The 21,633-nt window shown below is 75.7% G+C and carries 21 protein-coding genes; 12 read left to right on the forward strand and 9 right to left on the reverse strand.

From position 1 onward, the window contains the following. Positions 1–50 precede the first annotated feature (50 nt). From ACR9E3_RS03470 to ACR9E3_RS03480, 3 genes are all read left to right on the forward strand, one after another. The gene (locus ACR9E3_RS03470; RefSeq protein ID WP_460378525.1) at positions 51–998 is read left to right on the forward strand and encodes an alpha/beta hydrolase; all 948 of its coding nucleotides are present in this window, start codon (positions 51–53) and stop codon (positions 996–998) included. 528 nt (positions 999–1,526) lie between these two features. Then, complete coding sequence (locus ACR9E3_RS03475; protein ID WP_460378527.1) at positions 1,527–2,243, forward strand: transglycosylase SLT domain-containing protein; 717 nt, start codon at positions 1,527–1,529, stop codon at positions 2,241–2,243. Between the two features lie 53 nt (positions 2,244–2,296). Beyond that, positions 2,297–3,133 carry an oxidoreductase gene (locus tag ACR9E3_RS03480; protein ID WP_460378529.1) on the forward strand — a complete coding sequence of 279 codons (837 nt, stop codon included), beginning with the start codon at positions 2,297–2,299 and terminating at the stop codon, positions 3,131–3,133. A 61-nt stretch (positions 3,134–3,194) separates the two neighbouring features. On the opposite strand, the gene ACR9E3_RS03485 is transcribed toward ACR9E3_RS03480, so the two are convergent. Continuing rightward, positions 3,195–5,084: a propionyl-CoA synthetase gene (locus tag ACR9E3_RS03485; RefSeq protein ID WP_460378531.1), complete on the reverse strand. Its 1,890-nt coding sequence runs from the start codon at positions 5,082–5,084 to the stop codon at positions 3,195–3,197. 92 nt (positions 5,085–5,176) lie between these two features. On the opposite strand from ACR9E3_RS03485, the gene ACR9E3_RS03490 reads away from it, so the two are divergent. Together ACR9E3_RS03490 and ACR9E3_RS03495 are read left to right on the forward strand one after the other, a co-directional pair. After that, positions 5,177–5,638, forward strand: coding sequence for a MarR family winged helix-turn-helix transcriptional regulator (locus ACR9E3_RS03490; RefSeq protein WP_460378534.1), 462 nt, complete (start codon positions 5,177–5,179; stop codon positions 5,636–5,638). A gap of 50 nt (positions 5,639–5,688) precedes the next feature. Next, positions 5,689–7,080 carry an MFS transporter gene (locus ACR9E3_RS03495; protein WP_460378536.1) on the forward strand — a complete coding sequence of 464 codons (1,392 nt, stop codon included), beginning with the start codon at positions 5,689–5,691 and terminating at the stop codon, positions 7,078–7,080. An 18-nt stretch (positions 7,081–7,098) separates the two neighbouring features. Here ACR9E3_RS03495 and ACR9E3_RS03500 read toward each other — a convergent pair whose 3' ends face one another. The 3 genes from ACR9E3_RS03500 to ACR9E3_RS03510 are packed head-to-tail and all read right to left on the reverse strand — an operon-like array spanning position 7,099 to position 10,368. Beyond that, entirely contained in the window at positions 7,099–8,412 is a 1,314-nt protein-coding gene (locus ACR9E3_RS03500) for an amidohydrolase family protein (RefSeq protein WP_460378538.1), read from the reverse strand. A gap of 13 nt (positions 8,413–8,425) precedes the next feature. After that, positions 8,426–9,067, reverse strand: a complete 642-nt coding sequence (locus ACR9E3_RS03505; RefSeq protein ID WP_460378540.1) for a response regulator transcription factor — start codon at positions 9,065–9,067, stop codon at positions 8,426–8,428. Beyond that, positions 9,067–10,368, reverse strand: coding sequence for a sensor histidine kinase (locus ACR9E3_RS03510; RefSeq protein WP_460378542.1), 1,302 nt, complete (start codon positions 10,366–10,368; stop codon positions 9,067–9,069). The genes ACR9E3_RS03505 and ACR9E3_RS03510 overlap by 1 nt, the downstream gene beginning before the upstream one ends. 133 nt (positions 10,369–10,501) lie before the next feature. Between ACR9E3_RS03510 and ACR9E3_RS03515 the strand changes: the two genes are divergently transcribed. Further along, positions 10,502–10,945, forward strand: coding sequence for a hypothetical protein (locus ACR9E3_RS03515; protein WP_460378544.1), 444 nt, complete (start codon positions 10,502–10,504; stop codon positions 10,943–10,945). On the opposite strand, the gene ACR9E3_RS03520 is transcribed toward ACR9E3_RS03515, so the two are convergent. The 5 genes from ACR9E3_RS03520 to ACR9E3_RS03540 all read right to left on the reverse strand — a co-directional run bounded on the left by ACR9E3_RS03520 (position 10,934) and on the right by ACR9E3_RS03540 (position 13,897). Next, entirely contained in the window at positions 10,934–11,290 is a 357-nt protein-coding gene (locus ACR9E3_RS03520; RefSeq protein ID WP_460378546.1) for a hypothetical protein, read from the reverse strand. The two genes, ACR9E3_RS03515 and ACR9E3_RS03520, sit on opposite strands and share 12 nt — an antisense overlap. A 191-nt stretch (positions 11,291–11,481) precedes the next feature. Next, entirely contained in the window at positions 11,482–12,174 is a 693-nt protein-coding gene (locus tag ACR9E3_RS03525) for an NYN domain-containing protein (RefSeq protein ID WP_460378548.1), read from the reverse strand. Positions 12,175–12,215: 41 nt separating this feature from the next. Next, complete coding sequence (gene trmB / locus ACR9E3_RS03530; RefSeq protein ID WP_460379065.1) at positions 12,216–12,902, reverse strand: tRNA (guanosine(46)-N7)-methyltransferase TrmB; 687 nt, start codon at positions 12,900–12,902, stop codon at positions 12,216–12,218. Between the two features lie 159 nt (positions 12,903–13,061). After that, complete coding sequence (locus ACR9E3_RS03535; protein WP_460378550.1) at positions 13,062–13,349, reverse strand: hypothetical protein; 288 nt, start codon at positions 13,347–13,349, stop codon at positions 13,062–13,064. Positions 13,350–13,450: 101 nt separating this feature from the next. Beyond that, positions 13,451–13,897: a hypothetical protein gene (locus ACR9E3_RS03540; protein WP_285651424.1), complete on the reverse strand. Its 447-nt coding sequence runs from the start codon at positions 13,895–13,897 to the stop codon at positions 13,451–13,453. A gap of 135 nt (positions 13,898–14,032) precedes the next feature. Here ACR9E3_RS03540 and ACR9E3_RS03545 point away from each other — a divergent pair, with 135 nt between their 5' ends. From ACR9E3_RS03545 to ACR9E3_RS03570, 6 genes are all read left to right on the forward strand, one after another. Then, positions 14,033–15,463, forward strand: a complete 1,431-nt coding sequence (locus ACR9E3_RS03545) for a dynamin family protein (protein ID WP_460378552.1) — start codon at positions 14,033–14,035, stop codon at positions 15,461–15,463. A gap of 31 nt (positions 15,464–15,494) precedes the next feature. Continuing rightward, complete coding sequence (locus ACR9E3_RS03550; RefSeq protein WP_460378554.1) at positions 15,495–17,177, forward strand: hypothetical protein; 1,683 nt, start codon at positions 15,495–15,497, stop codon at positions 17,175–17,177. 10 nt (positions 17,178–17,187) lie between these two features. Then, positions 17,188–17,553: a DUF6802 family protein gene (locus ACR9E3_RS03555; protein ID WP_460378556.1), complete on the forward strand. Its 366-nt coding sequence runs from the start codon at positions 17,188–17,190 to the stop codon at positions 17,551–17,553. Positions 17,554–17,592: 39 nt separating this feature from the next. Beyond that, the gene (locus ACR9E3_RS03560) at positions 17,593–19,122 is read left to right on the forward strand and encodes a TldD/PmbA family protein (RefSeq protein WP_460378558.1); all 1,530 of its coding nucleotides are present in this window, start codon (positions 17,593–17,595) and stop codon (positions 19,120–19,122) included. Continuing rightward, a complete protein-coding gene (locus ACR9E3_RS03565; RefSeq protein ID WP_460378559.1) occupies positions 19,119–20,537 on the forward strand; it encodes a metallopeptidase TldD-related protein in 1,419 nt (472 codons plus the stop codon). The genes ACR9E3_RS03560 and ACR9E3_RS03565 overlap by 4 nt, the downstream gene beginning before the upstream one ends. A gap of 68 nt (positions 20,538–20,605) precedes the next feature. Further along, positions 20,606–21,505 carry an NAD-dependent protein deacetylase gene (locus ACR9E3_RS03570; RefSeq protein WP_460378561.1) on the forward strand — a complete coding sequence of 300 codons (900 nt, stop codon included), beginning with the start codon at positions 20,606–20,608 and terminating at the stop codon, positions 21,503–21,505. The last annotated feature ends 128 nt before the right edge of the window (positions 21,506–21,633 follow it).

A 21,633-nucleotide genomic window follows, 5' to 3' on the forward strand; every position in this document is an offset into this window, starting at 1 on the left:
GGGTCGCACGCTAGCGAGCGCGGCCGTGGGGCGGGGGCGAGGATGCGGCCATGACCGACACCCGGCTCGATCCCGAGCTCGCGACCGCGATCGACCGGCTCGGCGCCGACGGCTGGCTGCCGCTGACCCGCGACGACGTCGCCGAGGCGCGCCGCAACTACCGCGAACTGGCGCTGATCCGGCGCGGGGACGCGGCGGCCGTCGGGTCGGTGCACGACGACGTGGTGATCGGGATGACCGGGACGGACGCCGACGTGGCGGTCCGCGTCTACGAGCCGGCGGGCGAGCGGCGGCCGGTCACGGTCGTGTGGTTGCACGGCGGCGGGTGGGTGCTCGGCGACCTGGACACCGGCGACGGCGCCGCGCGGCGGGTGTGTGCCCACCTCGGCGTGACCGTCGTGTCCGTCGACTACCGCCTCGCCCCCGAGCACCCGCACCCGGCGCCGGTCACCGACGCCTACGCGGGACTGCGGTGGGCAGCGGCGCGACGGCCCTCGGACCGGCTGGTGGTGGCCGGCGACAGCGCGGGCGCCGGTCTGGCCGCGGGCACGGCCCTGCTCGCGCGGGACTTCGGTCCGCGGCTCGACGCCCAGCTGCTCCTCTATCCCGGCCTCGACCCGACGATGTCCGCGGCGTCGGTCGACCGGAACGCCGCCGGCCCGTTCCTCACGCGCGCCGACATGGCCTGGTTCTGGGAGCGCTACGCGCCCGATCCGGCGCTGCACGCGGACCCCTCGCTGAACACGCTGCGGGCCGTCGACGAGCCCGGCGGCCTCGACGGCGTCGCACCCGCCGTCGTCGCGACCGCGGAGCTCGACCCCTTGCGCGACGAGGGCCGCGCCTACGCCGAGGCACTCGAGGCCGCCGGTGTTCCGGTGCGTCGACTCGCCGGCGACGGGCTCGTGCACGGGTACTTCGGGCTGGCCGCGGCCTCGTCGGCGGCGCGCGTCGAGGGCGACCGGGCCCTCGACGCGCTGGCCGAGCTGCTCGGTGGTTGAGGTCCCGACACGCGCGAACCGAGGAACGGCGGCCCGCTGCGGTGAAGGGTCGGCCGCCGGATCCGGCACGGTGAGGTCGAGCCCGGCCCGACCGTCCGTCCCGCGCAGGACCGTTCGGCGTGCGTGATCGTCCGCCCACGGGCGGGCACGGGACCGGCTCCGGCCCGCGCGGCCGCCCGTCGGACCTCTCACCGCCCCGACCAGGCGGAAACGGCTGTCGCGAGCCCACCCCAGACGGGGGAGGGGTCGCGAGCCGCTCCCGCGGGTCGCTATGTTTCCGACCAGTCCGATCACGGAATGGTCACGACGGCACGCTCCCCCTCTTCGCGCCGCGGACCGCTTCCCGACGACGAGCTGAGGTGACGACGCGTGGCGCGACATGGGCGCAGCGGGCGCGACGACGAGCCGGAGACCACTCCCTTCTCGCTCGGGGCTATCCCGAACGGCCGCCGTTCAACCCTCCGTTCCTCGTCGACCACGGGCTCCGTCCTCGTCGCGGCCGTCGCCGCCGGTGCCGTCCTCCCGGCCGTGCAGACGCTCGACACCCATGTCGCCGACGCCGAGGCGCCGCAGGCCACGAACGTCGCGGCCGTCGACCCCGCCGCGACCACCGCCGCGCTCTCCCTCGCCTCGCAGCACCGGGCCGCGCCCGGCGGTGTGGGCGGCGCCGTGGCCGGCGTCAGCCCGATCACGATGCCCGTGTCGGCGGCGACGTCCCCGTCGTCGTCCTCCTCGTCGTCGGACGACGAGCCCAGCGCCGGCGACCAGACCGACGTCTCCGCGCTGATGAAGTCGATGAGCGTCGAGCGGGAGAACGGGCCGCTGGAGTTCGGGCGGGCCTACGACGCCGGGAACGAGCGGACCCTCGACGGCCAGATCGCCAAGGCCCTCGGCCTCCTGGGCCTGCCGCAGCGCCTCGCGCCCGGCGTCAAGAAGATCATCATGCGGGAGTCGACCGGCAACGCCGACGCCGTGAACGACTGGGACTCGAACGCCTCGGCGGGCACCCCGTCGAAGGGCCTGATGCAGCTCATCGACACGACGTTCCGCAACGCGGTGCTGCCCTCGCTCGCCGACCGCGGCATCTTCGACCCGGTCGCGAACATCACCGCCGGCGTCCGCACGATGATCGCGAACCACAGCATCGAGGACCTCGCCAACGGCGGGCTGCGCAACTCCTCGGGCAACTACGTCGGCTACGGCGGCTCGGCCCTGCCGGACGACGGTCTCGGCCGCGCGGGCTGAGTCCTCCGGCACCGTCAGCGGCGTCGGCGGCTCCGGCGGGGTACGCCGGGGACATGAGCGAACGAACCTGGCTCGTGACCGGCGCGTCCCGCGGTCTGGGCCGTGCCCTGGTCGAGACCGTGCTGGAGTCCGGCGACCGCGTCGTCGCGACCGCCCGGGACGCGGGCGCCCTCGACGACCTCGCCACGAAGTACGGCGACCGGCTGCTCGCCCGCGACCTCGACGTCACCGACCGCCACGCGGTGTTCGCGGTGACCGACGAGGTCGCCGCCGAGACCGGACGCATCGATGTGCTCGTCGCCAACGCCGGTTACGGGCTGGCCGGCGGTGTCGAGGAGGTCGGCGAGGACGAGGCGCGGCGCCAGGTCGAGGTGAACCTGTTCGGCGCGCTGTGGTCGATGCAGGCCGTGCTGCCGACCATGCGCGCCCAGCGTCGCGGCCACATCCTGCCCATCTCGAGCATCGGCGGCGTCGGCGCGTTCCCCAACACCGGCCTGTACCACGCCACGAAGTGGGGCCTCGAGGGCATGGCGGAGTCGCTGGCCCAGGAGGTCGAGCCCTTCGACATCAAGGTCACGATCGTCGAGCCGGGCCCGTTCCGCACCGACTGGAACGGCGGCAGCATGGTCCGCGCGACCCCGATGCACGCCTACGACGAGGTGCTCGGACCGCGGCGGGCGGCGATGGACGGCTCGCAGGCGTTCACGCAGCCCGGCGACCCGCGCCGCGCGGGCGAGGCGATGATCCGCGTCGTCTCCACACAGGACCCGCCCCGGCGCCTCCTGCTCGGCGCGCTGGCCGCCGACCTGGCGCCGAAGCTCTGGCAGCAGCGCATCGACGAGGCCGCGGCCTGGCGGGAGACGGCCGTCGGCGCCGACTTCCCGTCGTAGGTGCGCTCCGCGCACGTGAGCACTTCGGAGTGCTCCGGCACTCCGAAGTGCTCACGTGCCGTCAGGCACCCGGGCCCTTCTGGAGCACCGGGCGCAGGGTGTCCAGCACGCTCGCGTCGTCGATCGTCGACGGGACGGCCTCGTCCTTGCCGTCGGCGATGCCGCGCATGGTCTTGCGCAGGACCTTGCCCGAGCGGGTCTTGGGCAGGGCCGGCACCACCGCGACGTTCTTGAACGACGCGACGGCGCCGACCTCGTCGCGGACCATCGCGACGAGCTCGGCGGAGAGCTCGGCCTCGTCGCGCTCGACGCCGGCCTTGAGCACGACGAAGCCGCGCGGGACCTGGCCCTTCATCGAGTCGTAGACCCCGATGACGGCGCACTCGGCGACGTCCTGGTGCCCGGAGAGGACCTCCTCCATCGACCCGGTGGACAGGCGGTGCCCGGCGACGTTGATGACGTCGTCGGTGCGGCCCATGACGTAGAGGTAGCCGTCCTCGTCGAGGTAGCCGCCGTCGCCGGTGAGGTAGTAGCCCTCGTAGCGCGACATGTACGACTCGCGGAAGCGCTCGTCGTCGTTCCACAGCGTCTGCAGGCAGCCCGGCGGCAGCGGCAGCTTGATGGTGATGGCGCCCTCGTCGCCGTGCGGCAGCACGGTGCCGTCGACGTCGAGGATCTCCACCTGGTAGCCGGGGACGGGCACCGACGGTGAGCCGGCCTTGAGCTCCATCGGCTCGAGGCCGCGCAGGTTCGCCGCGATCGGCCAGCCCGTCTCGGTCTGCCACCAGTGGTCGACCACCGGCACGCCGAGCTTCTCCGACGCCCACGTCCAGGTCTCCGGGTCGAGGCGCTCGCCGGCGAGGAAGAGCGTCTCCAGCGTCGAGATGTCGTAGTCGCGCAGCAGGACCGCGTCCGGGTCCTCCTTCTTGATGCCCCGGAACGCGGTCGGCGCGGTGAACAGCGCCTTCACCCGGTGCTCCTGGACCACGCGCCAGAACTGGCCCGCGTCGGGGGTCCCGATCGGCTTGCCCTCGTAGAGCACCGTGGTCGCCCCGATGAGCAGCGGCGCGTAGACGATGTAGGAGTGCCCGACGACCCAGCCGACGTCGGACGCGGTGAACATGACCTCGCCCGGCCCCACGTCGTAGACGTTGGTCATCGACCAGGCCAGCGCGACCGCGTGACCGCCGTTGTCGCGCTGGACGCCCTTGGGCTTGCCGGTGGTGCCGGAGGTGTAGAGGACGTAGAGCGGATCGGTGGCCTGGACCGGCACGCACTCGGCCGGCTCGGCGCCCTGGACCGCCTCGGCCCAGTCGACATCGCGCTCGGTCATCTCGGCGGTGTACTGCGGGCGCTGGAAGACGATCGAGCGGCCCGGGTCGTGCGAGGCCAGCTCGATGGCCTTGTCCAGCAAGGGCTTGTACTCGATGACGCGCTTGCCCTCGATGCCGCACGATGCGCTGACGATCGCCGAGGGCTGCGCGTCGTCGATGCGCACCGCGAGCTCGCGGGCGGCGAAGCCGCCGAAGACCACCGAGTGGACCGCGCCGAGACGCGCGCAGGCCAGCATCGCGACGGCGGCCTCGGGGATCATCGGCATGTAGATGATCACGCGGTCGCCCTTGTCGACGCCCACCGAGCGCAGGACGCCCGCGAACGCGGCGACACGGTCGCGCAGTTCGCGGTAGGTGTAGCGCTGGCGGCTGTCGGTGACCGGCGAGTCGTGGACCAGCGCGACCTGGTCGGCGCGGCCGGCGTCGACGTGGCGGTCGAGGGCGTTGTGGCAGGTGTTGAGCTCGCCGCCGGCGAACCACTTCGAGAACGGCAGGCGCGACGCGTCCATGATCGTGTCGGGCTCGCGGTACCAGTCGATGAGACCGGCGGCCTCGCGCCAGAAGCCGTCGGGGTCGGTCATGCTGCGGTCGTAGGCCTGCCGGTACTCGCCACTCATGGCCCGGACACTAGCCACGGCCCCGGACCCGGCGCACTGCCCGAACGGGCCGGCAGATCGTCCCGTTCTGGATCGTCCCGTAATGTGACGACATGGCGCGCGTGACCCCGGACCTGAGCTTCCTCCTCGACAGGACGAGCGAGTCGCTGGCCGCGCGGATGACCACGGCGCTCGCGGACCTCGGGCTCACTGCGCGGCAGTACTGCGTGCTCGACAAGGCCTCCTGGGCCGACCGCACCCAGGGCCAGATCGCCGAGGAGGCCCTGCTCGACAAGACCACGATGGTCACCACGCTCGACGGCCTCGAGCGCGCCGGTCTCGCCCGCCGCGTGCCCTCGCCCACCGACCGCCGGGCCCGGCTGGTCGAGACCACCGCCGAGGGCGAGGCGCTCGTGGAGAAGGCCGCGACCGTCATCCAGGGCCTGTACGACGAGGTCCTCGGGGCGCTCGGCGCGGATCGCGACGTCGTCGTCGACGGGCTGACCCGGCTCGTCGAGGGGCCGCTGCGCGGGGGCGCGGACGTCCGCCCGCCACGCCGGTCGTCCCGGGCGTGAAGGTCCCTTTGAGGATAGTTCCGAAATAGACGTTCTGCTACGGTCGGACCATGCTGCTCGCCGACCGCCGCACCGCGTCCCCCTGGATCGCGCTCGCGGCACTCAGCACGTCCATGCTCATGATCATCTTGGACGGGACGATCGTCAGCGTCGCCCTGCCCGCCCTCCGCGACGACCTGGGCTTCACCGAGGTCGGGCTGTCGTGGACCGTCAACGCCTACCTCGTCCCGCTCGGCGGGCTGCTCCTGCTCGCCGGGCGTCTCGGCGACCTGGTGGGTCGCCGCCGGATGCTCGTGGCGGGCCTCGTGCTCTTCGTCCTCGCCTCGCTCGCCTGCGGGCTGGCCACGGGCCCCGCCGTGCTCGTGGCGGCCCGCGCGGTCCAGGGCGTCGCCGCCGCGCTGGCGTCGTCGGTGGTGCTGGGGATGGTGGTGTCGCTGTTCGACGACGACGACGCCGCCCGCGCCCGGGCGCTCGGCGCCTACGCGTTCGTCGGCGCCGCGGGCGCCTCGCTGGGCCTGCTGCTCGGCGGGGTGCTCACCGAGGCCGTCGGGTGGCGCGCGATCTTCATCATCAACGTGCCGATCGGCGTGGCGGCGACGGTGCTGGTGCTGCGGTACGTGGCCGCGGACCCCCCGCGCCGCGACGGGACCCGCCCGGACCTGCTCGGCGCCGTGCTCGTGACCCTCGGGCTGGCCGCGCTCGTGTTCGCGATCGTGGAGGTCTCGTGGATCGCCGGGGTGGCGGCGCTCGTGCTGCTCGCGGGCTTCGGCGCCCGCCAGGCCCTCGGCGCCGCCCCGCTCGTCCCGCCGCGGGTGCTGCGCTCGCGGTCGGTGTCGCTGGGCAACCTCGCCCAGGTGCTGACGATCGCCGCGATGATGGGCTTCCAGTTCGCCACCGCGCTGTTCCTGCAGCAGGTGCTCGGCTACTCGCCGGCCGCCACCGGGCTCGCGATGGTGCCGGTCGCCGCCGTGATCGGGGTCGTCGCGCTGCGGGCCGCCGGGCCCCTGATCGCACGGTGGACCGCCCGCCGCGTGCTGCTCGCGGGGCTGGGGCTCCTGCTCGCCGGCTTCGCGGTGCTCGTGCTCGTCCCCGGCGCCGACTACCTCACCGACCTCCTGCCGGCGCTGCTGCTCCTCGGGCTCGGCGCGGGGCTCGTGATGCCGTCGGTGACCTCGGTGGTCATGAGCGACGCGGACGCCGACACCGCCGGGCTGACCTCGGGGCTCGCCAACACCGGCCAGCAGGTCGGCGGCGCGATCGGGATCGCGGTGCTCGCGGCCGTGGCGTCGGGACGCGCCCGGGCACCGGCGTCGGAGGGTGTCGCCCCGCTCCTGGCGCAGGCCGAGGGCTTCCGCGCCGCCTACCTCGTCGCCGGTGCCCTCGTCCTCGCCGCCGCCCTGGTGGTGGCATTCGGCCTACGTGAGCAGTTGGCGCCCCGGTAGGGGCGCCAACTGCTCACATCAGGCCTTGACCTTGGCGGCCACGCGGCGGGCCCCGGCGAGCACCTCGCCGGGGGCCACGCGCGTCAGGGCGCCGTCGGCGAGCACCGGCTCGCCCGCCACCCACACATCGCGCACCCCGCGGGCGCCGCTGGCCCAGACGAGGTTGGAGATCAGCTGCTCGTCGTCGTCCGGGTCGACGAAGGCGGCGTCGTCGAGCGAGACGTGCACGAGGTCGGCCCAGGCGCCCGGCTCCAGCACCCCGAGGTCGTCGCGGCCCAGGGCCTTCGCACCCTCCCGCGTCGCCAGCGCCAGCGCGGTCCCGGCGGTCAGCGCGGTGGCGTCGGCGCCGCGCTGGCGGGCGAACAGCGAGGCGAGGCGCTGCTCCTCCCAGAGGTCGAGGTCGTCGTTCGACGCGGGCGAGTCGGTGCCCAGGCCCATCCGGACGCCCGCCGCGCGCAGGTCGGCGACACGGGCGACGCCGGCCGCGAGCTTGGCGTTGGAGCCGGGGCAGTGGGCGACGGCGACGTCGTGGCGGGCGAGGATCGCGATGTCGGCGTCGGAGAGCTGGATGGCGTGCGCGGCGAGCACCCGTCCCCCCAGCGAGCCCGTCGACTCGAGCATCGCCGGCACCGACCCGAACTCGGCGCGGACGGCGTCGTCCTCGCCCGGCGCCTCGGCGACGTGGAGGTGCATCAGCGCGCCGCGCTCCTTCGCGAGTCCCGCGGTGGTCACGATCGCCTCGGTGGGCAGCGTGTACGCCGCGTGCGGCCCGTAGCCGAGCTCGACCCGCTCGCCGGGCCCGAAGCGCAGCCCATCGGCGTCGATCCACCGGCTGATCGCGTCGCGCATCTGCTGCCAGGTGCCGAGGCGTTCCATCCCCGGCGCGGTGATGATCCCCGGCGTCAGCACCACCCGGGACCCGATCTCGAGCACGGCCTCGACGACGTGCTCGCACTGGAAGTACATCTCGGCCGACGTCGTGACCCCGCCGCGCAGCATCTCGGCGGAGCCCGCGAGCATCCCCGCGCGCACGTCGCCGCCGTCGAGCTTGGCCTCGGCCGGCCAGATGACCTCCATGAGCCAGCGCATCAGCGGCAGGTCGCCGCCCATGCCGCGCAGGACGGCGAGCGGGGTGTGGGCGTGGGTGTTGACCAGGCCCGGCATGAGCAGGCCGTTGACCCGCGTCGTCGGCGCGTCGGTGGCCGGAGCCGCGGCGAGGGGGCCGACGTGCACGATCCGCCCGGCGTCGTCGACGTCGACCACCGCGTCGCGCAGGACGGTCATGCGCTCGTCGCAGGGCAGGACCACGGGGGCGTGGAGACGCTGGCTCACGGGACCCAGTCTCTCAGCGCCCCAGACCGAACCACGCCAGGACGGCCAGGACGCGGCGGTGGTCGTCCGCGGCGTCGCGGGCGAGACCGAGCTTGTCGAAGATCGACGACACGTGCTTCTCGACCGCGCCCTGCGACAGGGTCAGGCCCCGGGCGATCGCCGTGTTGGAACGCCCCTCCGCCACCAGCGCCAGCACCTCGCGCTCCCGCGCCGTGAGCGCCGCGAGGGGGTCCTGCCGGGCGAAGAGCGCCGAGACCACCTCGGGATCGAGCACGCTGCCGCCGGCCGTGATCCGCGCCAGGGCGTCGGCGAGGTCCTCCAGGCGGGTGACCCGGTCCTTGAGCAGGTAACCGACGCCGCCGCCGTCCCGGAGGAGATCCGCCGCGTAGGACATCTCGACGTACTGCGACAGGACGAGCACCGCCGTGCCGGGCACCTCCCGGCGGGCGCGCAGGGCCGCGCGCAGCCCCTCGTCGGTGAAGTCCGGCGGCATCCGCACGTCGACGACGGCGACGTCCGGGCGGTGCGCCACGACGGCGTCGACCAGCGCCCCGCCGTCCCCGACCGCCGCCACGACCTCGGCCCCGTACTCCCCGAGCAGCCGGACCAACCCCTCCCGCAGGAGGACGGAGTCCTCGGCGAGCACGACGCGCATCAGCCCTCCCGCACCGGCAGGCTCGCGGTGAGCACCGTCGGCCCGCCGGCCGGGCTGGTGATCGCCAGCGTCCCGTCGACGGTCGCGACGCGGTCGGCGAGCCCGGCCAGGCCGTGGCCCTTGCCGGAGTGCGCGCCGCCGCGGCCGTCGTCGGCCACCGAGACGACGAGCCGGTCGTCGTCGACGACCGCCGTCACCGTCGCCTGCGACGCGTCGGCGTGCTTGGCCACGTTGGTCAGCGCCTCGGTGACGACGTAGTACGCGGTGGTCTCGACGGCGGCGGGCAACCGGGCGGGGACGGCGACGTGGAGCGTCACCGGCAGCGGGCTGCGGGCGGCGGCCGCGCCGAGCGCGGCGTCGAGGCCCCGGTCGGCCAGGACGGGCGGCGCGATCCCGCGGGACAGCGCGCGCAGCTCGGCGAGGGCCTCACGGCTCTGGGTGATCGCCTCGTCGAGCAGGGGGCGGGCCCGCTCCGGGTCGTCGTCGAGGCGGCGCGACGTGGCCTCCAGGTCAATCGTCATCCGCACGAGCCGCTGCTGCGGCCCGTCGTGCAGGTCGCGCTCGAGGCGGCGCAACGTGGTCGCCTCGGCGGCCACGGCGGCGCGGCGTCCGGCCGCGAGCTCATCGGCGCGGGCGCGCAGGGCCGCCGTCTGGTTGGTCAGCAGGCCTCGCGCGAGCCCGGCCCGGAGCGCGACCAGCGCGCGGACCAGCCACGGGAGCAGGGCGAGCGCGACCGCGCCGAGCACCGTGTTGACGACGATCTCCGCCGGCCGCGAGGTGGTGCCGGTGACCAGCCAGGACAGGCCGTGGCGGTCGTCGGGCAGCGCCCACTCCCAGGCGACGAAGAACAGCCCGCCGAGCCCGCCGACGCCCCACGCGACGACGAGCACGGCCGCCGCGAGCCGCACCGGGAAGGCGATGACGGCGTGCAGGACGTCGCGCCAGGCCTGCGGGTCGCGGACCATCGCGAGCGACACCGCCGGGCGGCCCGCACCGGGGACGGCGACCCGGTAGTGGTGGGGCGGCAGGTCGCGGCCGGTGACGCGCTCGGTGCTGCGGCGCTCCACGGTGCTGAGACCCCGGCAGGCCCAGAGCGTCGCGGCGAGGACGGGGACGCCGAGCCACACCACGAGCGTCGACACGCCCAGGACGAACCCCGCGACCGCCACCGCGAACGCCGCGACGCCCAGCGGCAGCCCCGCCAGCAGGTAGCCGACGCGGGGCCAGAAGCCGGGAGCGGGATCGTCGTGCGGGCGGGCGGCGTCCTCGACGGGCGGTCCGGCGAGCGTCATCTCGGTCATGCCTCCGGACCCTGCTCGCCCCGCCCGGCCGCCCCCAGCCGGTGCTCCTCCGGGTCAGGGTAGGGACAACCCCACCGCGAACGGGGCGCCTGCCGGCTGTCCGGGGCGCCGGGCGCGGCGGAGCGTGGCCGGCATGTCGAGCCTCACCGCCGCACCTCCCGTCCCCCGTCCCGTGCGCGCCGCGGTCGTCGTCTGGCTGCTGGCCGTCGGCGCCGGGGTCGCCGAGACCCTGGTCCACCTCGCCCTGCCGGACCCTCCCGGTCCCGACGCGCTGGTCAAGCGCGCCCTGGTCTACGCCGGGGTGGTCGCCCTCGTGCTCGCCCTGCCGACCGGCCGCAACGCCGTGCGGTGGACGCTCGCCGTGCTGCTCGGGGTGGTGGGGACCGCGTCACTGGTCGTCGAGCCGATCACGTGGCTCTCGACGGGCGCCTCCCCCGTCGAGTACCTCGCCGGGGCGGGCGGCGCCGAGATCGCGGTGGTCGTGCTGCGGACCGCGCACCTCGCCGCCGTCGTCGTCGCGCTGGTGCTCATGTTCCGTCCGGCGGCGAACGCGTTCTTCCGGTCGTCACGATCGTGAGGCGAGGGCGGCCAACGTCCGGAGCTGTCGTTGCATCATCACCAGGTCGCCCATGGCGAGCAGCCGACGCAGCAGCGCGCCACGGCGGGTGCCGCCGATGACCACCGTCGCCACCAGACGGGAGCCGCATGGGTCCGGCGTCACCGCGTAGGTGATCGCGAACTCGGCGACCGGGCCCCGTCCCGGGCGGGCCCGCCGCAGGGTGAGGTGCTCGCCCGGCGCGAACGAGTCGACGAGGAACAGGACGAGCAGCCGCTGCCCGACGCGGAGCTCGTCGGCGCCCGGGGTCAGGGTCCGCGGGCTGCGGCGGACGTGCGGGAGACGAACGGCGTGGCGCTCGACCATGCGATGTTGTCGAGGACGTCGTAGCTGTACGGCGCGACGGTGAGCTGGCAGACCCAGCGCCACAGCGTCGCGGGCGGCGCCGTGGACGTGACGCCCCGCGTCCACCGGGCACGCGGCGCGGGGACGAGCGCGTCGGCCGGGGTGTGCCGCGCCCGCTCCTCGGGCGTCGTCCCCCAGTGCTCGGCGCGGACTCAGCGCTCCAGCAGCGAGCGCAGGGACCGCAGCGGCGGCAGCCAGGCGCCGTCGTCGGGCAGGGTGTCAAGGCTGACGCGCGGCAGCGGCTCGCGGAACACGCCGTCGATGTCCTCGAGGTCGAGGAAGTCGACGATCTCGGAGGCCACCGCGAACGCGGCGTACTCCCGAAAGCCGATCACCGTGACCGTGATGCCCTGCGCCACGAGATCCTCGAGCGGCTCGCGGAACGCGCGCCCGTCCCCCGAGGCCACGACGACGTGCGCGAGCCCGCCCTCGGTCCGCCGCAGCTCGATGTGGGCGAGCATGTCCTCGTCGACGTCGGAGTCCTCGACGACCTTCGGCTTGGCGAACACGGCGAAGCCGACGTTGCGCAGCGCCTCGACCCACGGCCGGACGATCTCGGTGGAGCCCGGGACGACGTTGGTGAACACCGTGGCCTCGGCGACGCCCTCGGGGCCGGCCTCGCCGAGAAGCCAGCGGCCGACGGCGTCGAAGCGCGGGCGGAACGCCGACGTGGGGCGGGTGCCGAGCAGCGAGCCGAGGCTCATGTCGATGTTGGGCGCGTCCCAGACCAGCAGGGTGCGCGCCGGCGGGGCGTCCGTCGCGGCGAGGTCGCCGGCGTCCTCGATCCCGCCCGAGAGGGCAGCGGGCGGGGTGGCCAGATCGGCGGGCGAGGGGGACGGCGACACGGGCCCGACTCTAACCGCCCGGCGGCGGACGCGACGCGTGCTCAGGACTCGCCTCCCTCGGGAGTGCGCCGCACCAGCAGGAGGTCGCGGCTGGGCCGGCCCTCCTGCTCGGCGCGGGCCTCGAACTTGGTGCGGGGACGCCACGGCGGGCGCGGCGCGAACCCCCCGTGCGGGTTCTCCAGCAGGGGTTCGGCGTCGGTGACCTCGCGCATCCGGTCGGCGTAGTCGGCGACGTCGGTGGCGAGGTGCAGGGTCGCTCCGGGCGCCAGCCGGGAGGCCATCAGCGCGACCGTGGCGGGCTGGACGAGGCGGCGTTTGTGGTGGCGGCGCTTGGGCCAAGGGTCGGGGTAGAACACCCGCAGCCCGGCGAGGGAGTCGGGCGCGACGAGGTCCTCGAGCACGGTCACCGCGTCGCCGCGCAGGAGCCGGAGGTTGCCCAGCCCGCGCTCCTCGACGCGCATGAGCAGCTGGGCGAGCCCGGGCGGGTAGACCTCGACGGCGACGTGATCGGTGTCGGGCTCCGCCGCGGCGAGGGCCGCGGTCGTCTCGCCCATCCCGGAGCCGATCTCGAGACGCAGCGGGGCCACGCGCCCGAACCACGCCCGGGCGTCGAGCCGGCCGTCGCCGTCGCGCGGCGGAGGGGCGGAGCCGTCCCGCTCGAAGCCGGGGCCCGCGGCGCCGAGGCGCGGCCAGAGGCGGTCCCACGCCCGTTGCTGGCCGGCGGTCATCCGCCCGCCGCGGTCGGTGAAGCTCACCACCGAGCGCCGCGGGACCGTCCCCTCGACGACGTCACCGTCGGGCGTCGGCAGCGTGTCGTGCTCGGGGGGCATCCCCCGATCTTCACACGGGATTCGCGGTCGGGACCGTGCCGGGACGGCGCGACGAACTCAGTGACGTCGCAGCGAGGTGAGGGTGGTTCGGTCGGGGGTGATGCGGGTCCGGACGGATCCGGCCGGGACGCCCAGCACCGAGGCGACGAGCCGGCGGGCCGCCCCGGCGGCGTCGGCGAGGCGATCGACGACGACCTGCTGACCGGACGCGCCGAAGCGCAGCGTCCAGCCGGCGGAGCCGAAGGTGGCCGTCACCGGGTGCACGACGTCGGACAGACGCGGCAACGGCAGGGTCAGCGGCTCGGCGACACGTGCCGGGCGCCGGGTCAAGGGGACGAGGGTCACACCCGTCCATCGTTGCGGTCTCGCCGTGGGTTAGCCGTTCGACCCCGGATGACCCGGTCGGGCGATCGGACCGCCCGGAAGGCCCCCACGGTGACGGGTGCTCAGTGCGCGGTGCCGCCGGACGGGGGACCGCCCTCGATCACCTGCTGTCGCGGACTCTGCCGGGCGCGGCGCGACTCCTCGTACTGGGCGCTCATCTCCGACTCGAGGGTCTCGCTGCGGCGCCGGCTGCGGACCCGGGAGAGGAGCAGCAGCGTCAGCCCGTGCAGGACGCCGAGCACCAGCATGACGCCGCCGAGCTGCGTGACGACGATCTGCACGGTGCCCTGGACGTCGAACGGCCGGAACGTCGAGATGAGGGCCAGGAAGCCCAGCGCGACCAGGTGGAACAGCACCCCGAGGAGGCGGTTGGTCGACACCGCGACCTCTTCGGAGTCGAAGACGTCACGCAGGAAACCGATGCCCGAGCGCATGAGGATCTGGCCGACGACGATGGTGAGGATCGCGCCGGTCACGACGATGAAGATGTACGTGCCGGTGTCGAGCACAGGCGCTTCCCCTCCCGGGTGACGGTTCGTGAGCAGTCTCCCCTGACGGGCGATCACGCGAAACCCTCGGCGACGTGTGTGGACCGGGACCTGCGTGACGGGTGGGGCGCCTACTGTGCGACCACTGTGGGCCCCTTGCGCAGCGCCGTCGTGGCGACATGCCGCGCGCTCGGCCCGCGGGTGTCGTTGCCGACGGCCGACGCGGTGGAGGCCGTCGCCGCCCGGATGCTCGCGACGCCCTCGCTCGTCGTGGCGGGCCCGGTCTCGTCGGGCAAGTCCACGCTGGTCAACGCGCTGGTCGGACGTCGTGTCGCCCCGACCGGCGCGGGCGAGTGCACCGGCCTGACCGCCCATTACGTGCGCGGCCCCGCGGACCGCCTCGACGTCGTGCTCGTCGACGGGTCCCGGCGGCCGCTGCCGCTCGCCGCCGGCGGCCGGGTGCCCGCGGCGGTGGGCGACCGGCTGGGCGTGCGGCCCGACGACGTCGACCACCTCGTCGTCACGCTCACCAGCGCGGCGCTCGATGCCCTGACGGTGATCGACACACCCGGGACGGGGTCGGCGCGCCGCCCGGACGGCGTGGCCGGCGGCGCCCACGCGGACGCCGCGCTCGTCGTGCTCCCGGCGACGGCGCACCCCGGTGACCTCGACGTCCTGCCCGGCCCCGCCGCGCACGGGCCCGCCGGGGTGATCGCCGTGCTCGGGCGGGCCGACACCGTGGGCCCCGACGACGGGCGCGAGCAGGCGGTCGAGCTCGGACGCCGGCTCGGCGACCGCGTCGGTCCGGTGACCCCGGCGATCGGCCTGCTCGCCGAGACCGCCGTCACCGGGGCGCTGCGCACGGAGGACGTGGGGGCCCTGCGGGTCCTCGCCGGGGCGGACCCCGCGGTGCTCGAGGTGGCGATGCTCGACGCCGAGCTGTTCGCCACCGCCGACCTGCCCGTGCCCGTCGACACGCGCCGCAGGCTGCTCGACCTCCTCGACCTGCGGGGTCTGGCACTCGGTCTCGCGCTGCTGCGCGCGGACGCGGCCGCCGGGGTCGGCGAGCTCTGCGACGCGCTGCTCGCCGCGTCCGGGCTCGCGACGCTGGTGTCCCGGCTGCAGGACGAGGTCCGCGCGCGGACCGATCTGCTCGCCGCGACCGCCGGCGTCCGCGACCTCGCGGCGCTCGCCGACGACCGCGCGCGCGCCGAGGCGCGTGACGGGACCCCCACCGGCGAGGGCACGCGGATCGCCGACGCCACGGCCGCGCTGGCTCGCCGGGAGGCGTTCACCGAGCGGTCGCTGCTCGCGGCCCGCGCTCGGCTGTGGGCCGGGGCGCTGGGGCTGCCCGTCGAGCTGCTCGAGGAGGTCGACCGTCTCGCCACCGCCGCGCCGCCCGACGTCCGCCTGGGCCGCCCCGGAGCGGGCCCGGTCGAGCTCGCCGGCCACGCGGCGCGGCGGGCGGCCTGGTGGCGGGCCTACGGCGCCTGGGGCTCGCCCCGGCGGATCGCCGACCTCGCCCACGTCGTGCACCGCACCTACCTGGGGCTCTGGCGGGAGCTGACGTCGGGGCGGGCGGCGTGAGCGGGAGACGAACCAGAGCGGAGCTCGACCCGTGAAGGACGTCCCGGCGCAGGTCGCCCGCACCCGCGAGGACCTGACGACCCTGCTCGCCCGGCTCGACCCCGAGGCCGCCGCCCGTGCCGCCGCCCCGCCGCCCCCGGCCCGCCCGACCGTCGTGCTCGTCGGCGCACCGGGGCGGGGCCGCGGGGAGCTGCTCGCCGCGCTCCTGGGCCTGCACGCCGTGCCCGGGCGCGGTGCGGGCGGCGCTCTGCACCTCACCCACGACCGCGCGCCGGTCCCGCTGCTGGAGGAGCTGGACCTCGTGCTGCCGGCCCGTGCCCCCGACCCGGGGACGTGGCCGGTCGACGGGGCGACCGCCGCGCTCGTCCTCGCCGACGCCGCCGCCCCGCTCGGCGCCGAGGAGCTCGACGCCCTGCGGCGCGCCGCCGACCGCGTCGACACCGTGGTCTTCGCCCTGACCCGCACCGAGGCCCACCGGGGGTGGCGCACGGTGCTCGAGGCCGACCGGGCCCTGGTCGCCGAGCACGTCCCGCGGCTGGCCGACGCGCCCTGGTTCCCGGTCGCCGCCGCGCTCGCGCGGCGCGCCGAGGAGGTGCCGCGCGACGCCGCCGAGGCCCTGCGCCGCCGCTCCGGGCTCGCCGCGCTGCAGCGGGAGCTGCACCGGCTCGTCGCCCGGCGCCGCCGGATGCTCGCCGAGGCCAACGCGCTGCGGCTGCTCGCCGCGGAGCTCGAGGGCGTGGCCGCACGGGCGGCGGCGACGCGGGCGGCCCTGCGGGCACCGGGTGACGGCGACCTCGCCCGCCGCCGCGACGAGCTCCACGCCGCGCGGGCCGCGCTGCGCCGCGACCACCACACCCGGTGGCGCGCCGACCTCGCCGCCGCGCGGGTGGCCGCCGCCGACGACCTCGCCGGGCGGGTGCGCGCGCTCGGCGTCGCGGTGCGCGCCCGCATCGACACCGCCGACCGCACCGGGCTCGCCGCGCTCCCGCGCGAGCTGGCCGGCGAGGTCGAGGCCCTCGCGGCGGGCGTGCTCGAGGCCCTCGGCGCGCGGCTGCGGGACCTCGTGGCCGCGACGCTCGCCGACCTCGTCCCGGCCGCGGAGCTCCCGGCCCTCCGGGTCACCGAGCCCGCCGAGCCCGCCCTCGTCCCCCCGCCGCGGTCCCGGCCCGCCGAGGACCGCCTGCTCGTCGTCGCCGGCGCCTCGGGCGGGCTCGGTCTCTCCCGCCTCGCGCTGCTGCCCCTGATCGCGGTGCCGCTCGCCCCGGCGGCGCTGGGTGCCGCGCTCGTCCCGGTGTCGGTGGGGCTCGGGCTCGGCGCCGCCGGGTGGGTGGCCCGGGCGCGGCGGCTCGCGGCGGACCGCGCGCACCTGCGGCAGTGGTCGGCCGAGGCACTCGCCGAGGTGCGCGGCGACCTCGACCGGGTGCTCACCGACGCCATGATCACGACCGAGCGGGAGGTGACCCTCGCGCTCGACGCCGCGCTCGCCGACCGGGCGGGCGAGCTCGACAACGCCCTCACCGACGCCGAGCGCGCGCTGCGCCGCGCCGGTGCCGACCGCGCGGAGGCCGACCGGGCGGCCGCCCGCGTCGCGGCCGAGGCACGGGACGGACGCGATCGCGCCGAGACCCTCCTGCGGCGCCTCGCCGCGCTGCGGGACCGGGTCGACGGCACCGATGTCGCCGAACCGCACCCACGCCCGGCGCCCGCGACCTAGCCTCCGGGACATGGTCGAGCTGGACCCCGGGCTGCACCCCGACACCCACATCGATCCGGGCGCGCCCGCCGAGCTGCTCGTCACCGCACCCGACGGCGCCCACACGCTCGGTCCCCCGACGGTCGACAGCGACGCCGACGGCCGGGCCGACACCGCCGTCGTGCCCGGCCCCGACGCGCTGGTCCTCGGCACCGACGTCGACGGCGACGGCCACGTCGACGTCCTCACGCAGGTGCACGGCGACGGCTCGGCCACCACGGCGGAGCTGCCCGATCCGGGCCCTGCGCTCGGGGAGGGAGGGCCCTGGGACGAGGGGCCGGCGCCACCCGCGCCGACGATCGACCCGGTCACCGGCGGCTGGGTCCGCGGCGGTTGATCCGCAACCCGGTCGACGGGCACCGGTAGGTTCGGCGGCATGGGGGGTTCCGCCGGGCACGCGGTCGGGCACGCGGTCGACCAGGACTTCCTCGCGCTGCCCCGCGCCGCGCTGGCGGACGCCGCGCTCGACGCCGCCCGCCGCGGCGGTGCCCAGCACGCCGACCTGCGCGTGCACCGGCTGCGCACCCAGCACCTCGAGCTGCGCGACGGCCGCGTCGTCGTCGCCGCGGACCAGGACACCCGCGGCCTCGCGGTCCGGGTGCTGCGCGACGGCGTCTGGGGGTTCGCCGCGCACGTCGACCTCACGCCCGAGACCGCCGCGGCCACCGCCCGCCGGGCCCTCGACGTCGCCGGGACCCTCGCCGCGCTCGCGACCGAGCGGGTCACCCTCGCCGACGAGCCCGTGCACGCCGGCGTCTCGTGGGTCTCGCCGTACGACGTCGATCCCTGGACCGTGGACGTCGCCGACAAGATCGCACTGCTGACCGAGCGCTCCACCGGCCTGCTCGCCGCGACCGGCGTCGACCACGTCGCCGCGAGCTGCGTGCAGGTCAAGGAGCAGACGTTCTACGCCGACACCGCGGGCACGACCACCACGCAGCAGCGGGTGCGCGTCGACCCGGACATCACGATCACCACCGTCGACCGCGCCGGCGGCGGCTTCGAGACCCTGCGCACGCTCGCGCCGCCGGCCGGGCGGGGGTGGGAGTACCTCACGGGCACCGGCTGGGACTGGGACGCCGAGCTCGCGGAGCTGCCGACGCTTCTCGCCGAGAAGGTGCGGGCGCCCACCGTCGACGCCGGTCCGACCGACCTCGTCATCGACCCCACCAACCTGTGGCTGGTGATCCACGAGTCGATCGGGCACGCGACGGAGTACGACCGGGCCATCGGCTACGAGGCCGCCTACGCCGGCACCAGCTTCGCCACCCCCGACCAGCTCGGCACGCTGCGCTACGGCAGCGACGTCCTCACCGTCACCGGCGACCGCACCGTGCCGCACGGGCTGGCCAGCGTCGGCTACGACGACGACGGGGTCGCGGCGCAGGAGTTCGACCTCGTGCGGGACGGCGTGCTCGTCGGCTACCAGGTCGACCGGTCGTTCGCGCCGCGCCTGGGGCTGGACCGCTCCAACGGCTGCGCGTACGCCGACTCCGCCGAGCACGTGCCCCTGCAGCGGATGGCGAACGTGTCGCTGCGCCCGGACCCGGACACCGACCGCTCCACGGCGGCGCTGATCGACGGGGTGTCCGACGGCCTCTACATCGTCGGCGACCGCTCCTGGTCGATCGACATGCAGCGCTACAACTTCCAGTTCACGGGCCAGCGCTTCCACCGGATCCGCAACGGCAGGCTCGCCGGCCAGGTCCGCGACGTCGCCTACCAGGCCACGACCACCGACTTCTGGGGCTCGCTCGAGGCCGTCGGCGGCCGCTCGACCTGGCGGCTCGGCGGGGCGTTCAACTGCGGTAAGGCGCAGCCGGGGCAGGTCGCGCCGGTCAGCCACGGCTGCCCGTCGGCGTTGCTGCGCGGTGTGACCGTGCTCAACACCGGGAGCGGGTCGTGAGCGCGCCCGGCGCGACGCTCGTGGAGCGGGCCCTTCAGATCGCCGCCCGCCAGGTGCCCGAGGCCGGCGCCGTGGCCCTCGTCCGCGAGGTCTCCGAGGCCGTGGTCCGGTGGGCGAACTCCACGCTGACCACCAACGGCCACACCGTCGAGCGGCGCCTGTCGGTGATCCTGCTCGTGCCGCTGGACGGCGGCACCGGCGCGGGCGTGGCCACGGTGCCCGCGCCCACCGCTCTCGCCGCCGGGCCCGAGGGCGACGCGGTGATCGGCGAGGCCGTGTCGGGTGCGGTGCAGGCCGCCCGGCGCGGCGGCCCCGCGCGGGACGCCGCGCCGCTGCCCACGCCGACCGGGGACGCCGACCGGGACTGGGCCGACGCCGCCGCCGAGACCTCCCCCGCCGTGTTCGCCCGGCTGGCCGAGGAGCTCGGCGCCTCCTTCCGCCCCGGCGAGACGTCGTTCGGGTTCGGCGAGGAGCGCGTCACCACGACGTGGCTCGGGACCTCGACGGGGCTGCGGCGCCGCTGGGTCGAGCCGACCGGGTCCGTCGAGCTCAACCTGAAGGACCCGGCGACCGGCACCTCGGTCTGGGGCGGCGAGGGCGCCACCGACGTCAGCACCGTCGACGTCGCCGCGCTCGTGGGGCGGCTGCGCGACCGGCTGCCGTGGGGCGCCCGGCGGATCGACCTGCCCGCGGGCCGCCACGAGACGATCCTGCCGCCGTCGGCGGTATCCGACCTGATGATCTACCTGGCGTGGTCGATGGGCGGGCGCCCGGCGCAGGAGGGCCGCTCGGCGTTCTCCCGGGCCGGCGGCACCCGGGTCGGCGAGAAGCTCGGGAACATCCCGCTGACCCTGGCCGGCGACCCGGCCGCGCCCGGCTTCGGAGACCTCGCCTACACCCCGGTGCTCGCGACGACCTACTCCGGCGACGAGCTGTCGGTGTTCGACAACGGCGCCACCACCGGGCGGGTGGAGTGGGTCCGCGACGGCGAGGTCGCGACGCTGGCCTACCCGCGCGCGGCGGCGGCGGAGTACGACGCGCCGTTCGCCGCGCCCACCGACAACCTCGTGCTCACCGGGGGCGAGGAGGCGACGCTCGAGGAGATGGTCGCCTCGACCGACCGTGGCCTGCTGCTGACGTGCCTCTGGTACATCCGCGAGGTCAACCCGGCGACGCTGCTGCTCACGGGCCTGACCCGCGACGGCGTCTACCTGGTCGAGCGGGGCGAGATCGTGGGCGAGGTCAACAACTTCCGCTTCAACGAGTCGCCGCTCGACCTCCTGCGCCGCGTCACCGAGGCCGGCACCACCGAGCGCACGCTGCCGCGCGAGTGGAAGGACTGGTTCACCCGCGCCGCCATGCCCCCGCTGCGCATCCCCGACTTCCACATGACCTCGGTGTCCCCGGGCCGCTGAGATACGTGAGCGAACTTTGGGCCCATAGCCCCGAAGTTCGCTCACGTAGGGGCGCACACTGGAGGGCGATGGTCCGGTCGGTGATGCGGTACACGGCGCCGCAGGACGCGTGGGAGGCCGACGTCCCGGTCCGCGGCGACGTCAACGCGCTCGCGACGCTGATCGCCGAGGGCGGGGCGCTGGTCCTCACCGGCGCCGGCATCTCCACCGACTCCGGCATCCCCGACTACCGCGGCCCCACGAGCGCGGCCCGGCGCCACGCCCCGATGACCTACGACGCGTTCGTCGGCGACCCCGTCGCACGGCACCGGTACTGGGCGCGCAGCCACGTCGGCTGGCCCCAGATCGCGGGTGCGCGCCCGAACGACGGGCACCGCGCCGTCGCCGCGCTCCAGCGCGCGGGCCTCGTGCCGGACGTGATCACCCAGAACGTCGACGGGCTACACCAGGCCGCCGGCGCCCGCGACGTCGTCGAGCTGCACGGCGCCCTGGGACGTGTGACGTGCCTGGGTTGCGCCGCGACCCTGCCGCGCGGCGACATCCAGGCGCGGCTGGCCGCCCTCAACCCCGGCTTCGACGCCCGGGCGACCGCGATCAACCCCGACGGCGACGCCGAGCTCGCCGACGCCGAGCTCGACCGGTTCACGATGACCGCCTGCCCGGCCTGCGGGGACGGCCCGCTCAAGCCCGACGTCGTGTTCTTCGACGAGTCGGTCCCCCGTCCACGCGTCGACCACTGCTTCGATCTGGTCCGCCGTGCGCGGTCCCTGGTGGTCCTGGGCTCGTCGCTCACCGTGATGTCCGGTCTGCGCTTCGTCCACGCCGCGTCGCGCCGTGACCTGCCCGTCGCGGTCGTGACCAGCGGACCCAGCCGCGCCGACGCGGTCGCCGACGTTCGTCTGACGGGTGCACTGGGCGAGGTCCTGCCGGAGGTGTTGGACACGCTGGGTTTGCTCGATCGCGCCTGAATCGTTCAGCTTGATCGTGGAAGTGAGTCCCCCGACAGCCCTCGGCGGTGTCCTGCGGAAGAAGTCTCGTTAACGTCGTGCCATCCCGATGGAGGCTCCAGGGGCACGGCGTCGTGCCCCCGCTGCCT

It is taken from the genome of Actinomycetospora sp. C-140 (genome assembly GCF_054796175.1).

Bases quoted from the DNA above. Each gene is read 5' to 3' on its own strand.
- ACR9E3_RS03470 (WP_460378525.1), top strand. From the start codon at position 51: ATGACCGACACCCGGCTCGATCCCGAGCTCGCGACCGCGATCGACCGG.
- ACR9E3_RS03480 (WP_460378529.1), top strand. From the start codon at position 2,297: ATGAGCGAACGAACCTGGCTCGTGACCGGCGCGTCCCGCGGTCTGGGC.
- ACR9E3_RS03485 (WP_460378531.1), bottom strand. From the start codon at position 5,084: ATGAGTGGCGAGTACCGGCAGGCCTACGACCGCAGCATGACCGACCCC.
- ACR9E3_RS03490 (WP_460378534.1), top strand. From the start codon at position 5,177: ATGGCGCGCGTGACCCCGGACCTGAGCTTCCTCCTCGACAGGACGAGC.
- ACR9E3_RS03495 (WP_460378536.1), top strand. From the start codon at position 5,689: ATGCTGCTCGCCGACCGCCGCACCGCGTCCCCCTGGATCGCGCTCGCG.
- ACR9E3_RS03505 (WP_460378540.1), bottom strand. From the start codon at position 9,067: ATGCGCGTCGTGCTCGCCGAGGACTCCGTCCTCCTGCGGGAGGGGTTG.
- ACR9E3_RS03510 (WP_460378542.1), bottom strand. From the start codon at position 10,368: ATGACCGAGATGACGCTCGCCGGACCGCCCGTCGAGGACGCCGCCCGC.
- ACR9E3_RS03515 (WP_460378544.1), top strand. From the start codon at position 10,502: ATGTCGAGCCTCACCGCCGCACCTCCCGTCCCCCGTCCCGTGCGCGCC.
- ACR9E3_RS03520 (WP_460378546.1), bottom strand. From the start codon at position 11,290: ATGGTCGAGCGCCACGCCGTTCGTCTCCCGCACGTCCGCCGCAGCCCG.
- trmB (WP_460379065.1), bottom strand. From the start codon at position 12,902: ATGACCGCCGGCCAGCAACGGGCGTGGGACCGCCTCTGGCCGCGCCTC.
- ACR9E3_RS03555 (WP_460378556.1), top strand. From the start codon at position 17,188: ATGGTCGAGCTGGACCCCGGGCTGCACCCCGACACCCACATCGATCCG.
- ACR9E3_RS03560 (WP_460378558.1), top strand. From the start codon at position 17,593: ATGGGGGGTTCCGCCGGGCACGCGGTCGGGCACGCGGTCGACCAGGAC.
- ACR9E3_RS03570 (WP_460378561.1), top strand. From the start codon at position 20,606: ATGGTCCGGTCGGTGATGCGGTACACGGCGCCGCAGGACGCGTGGGAG.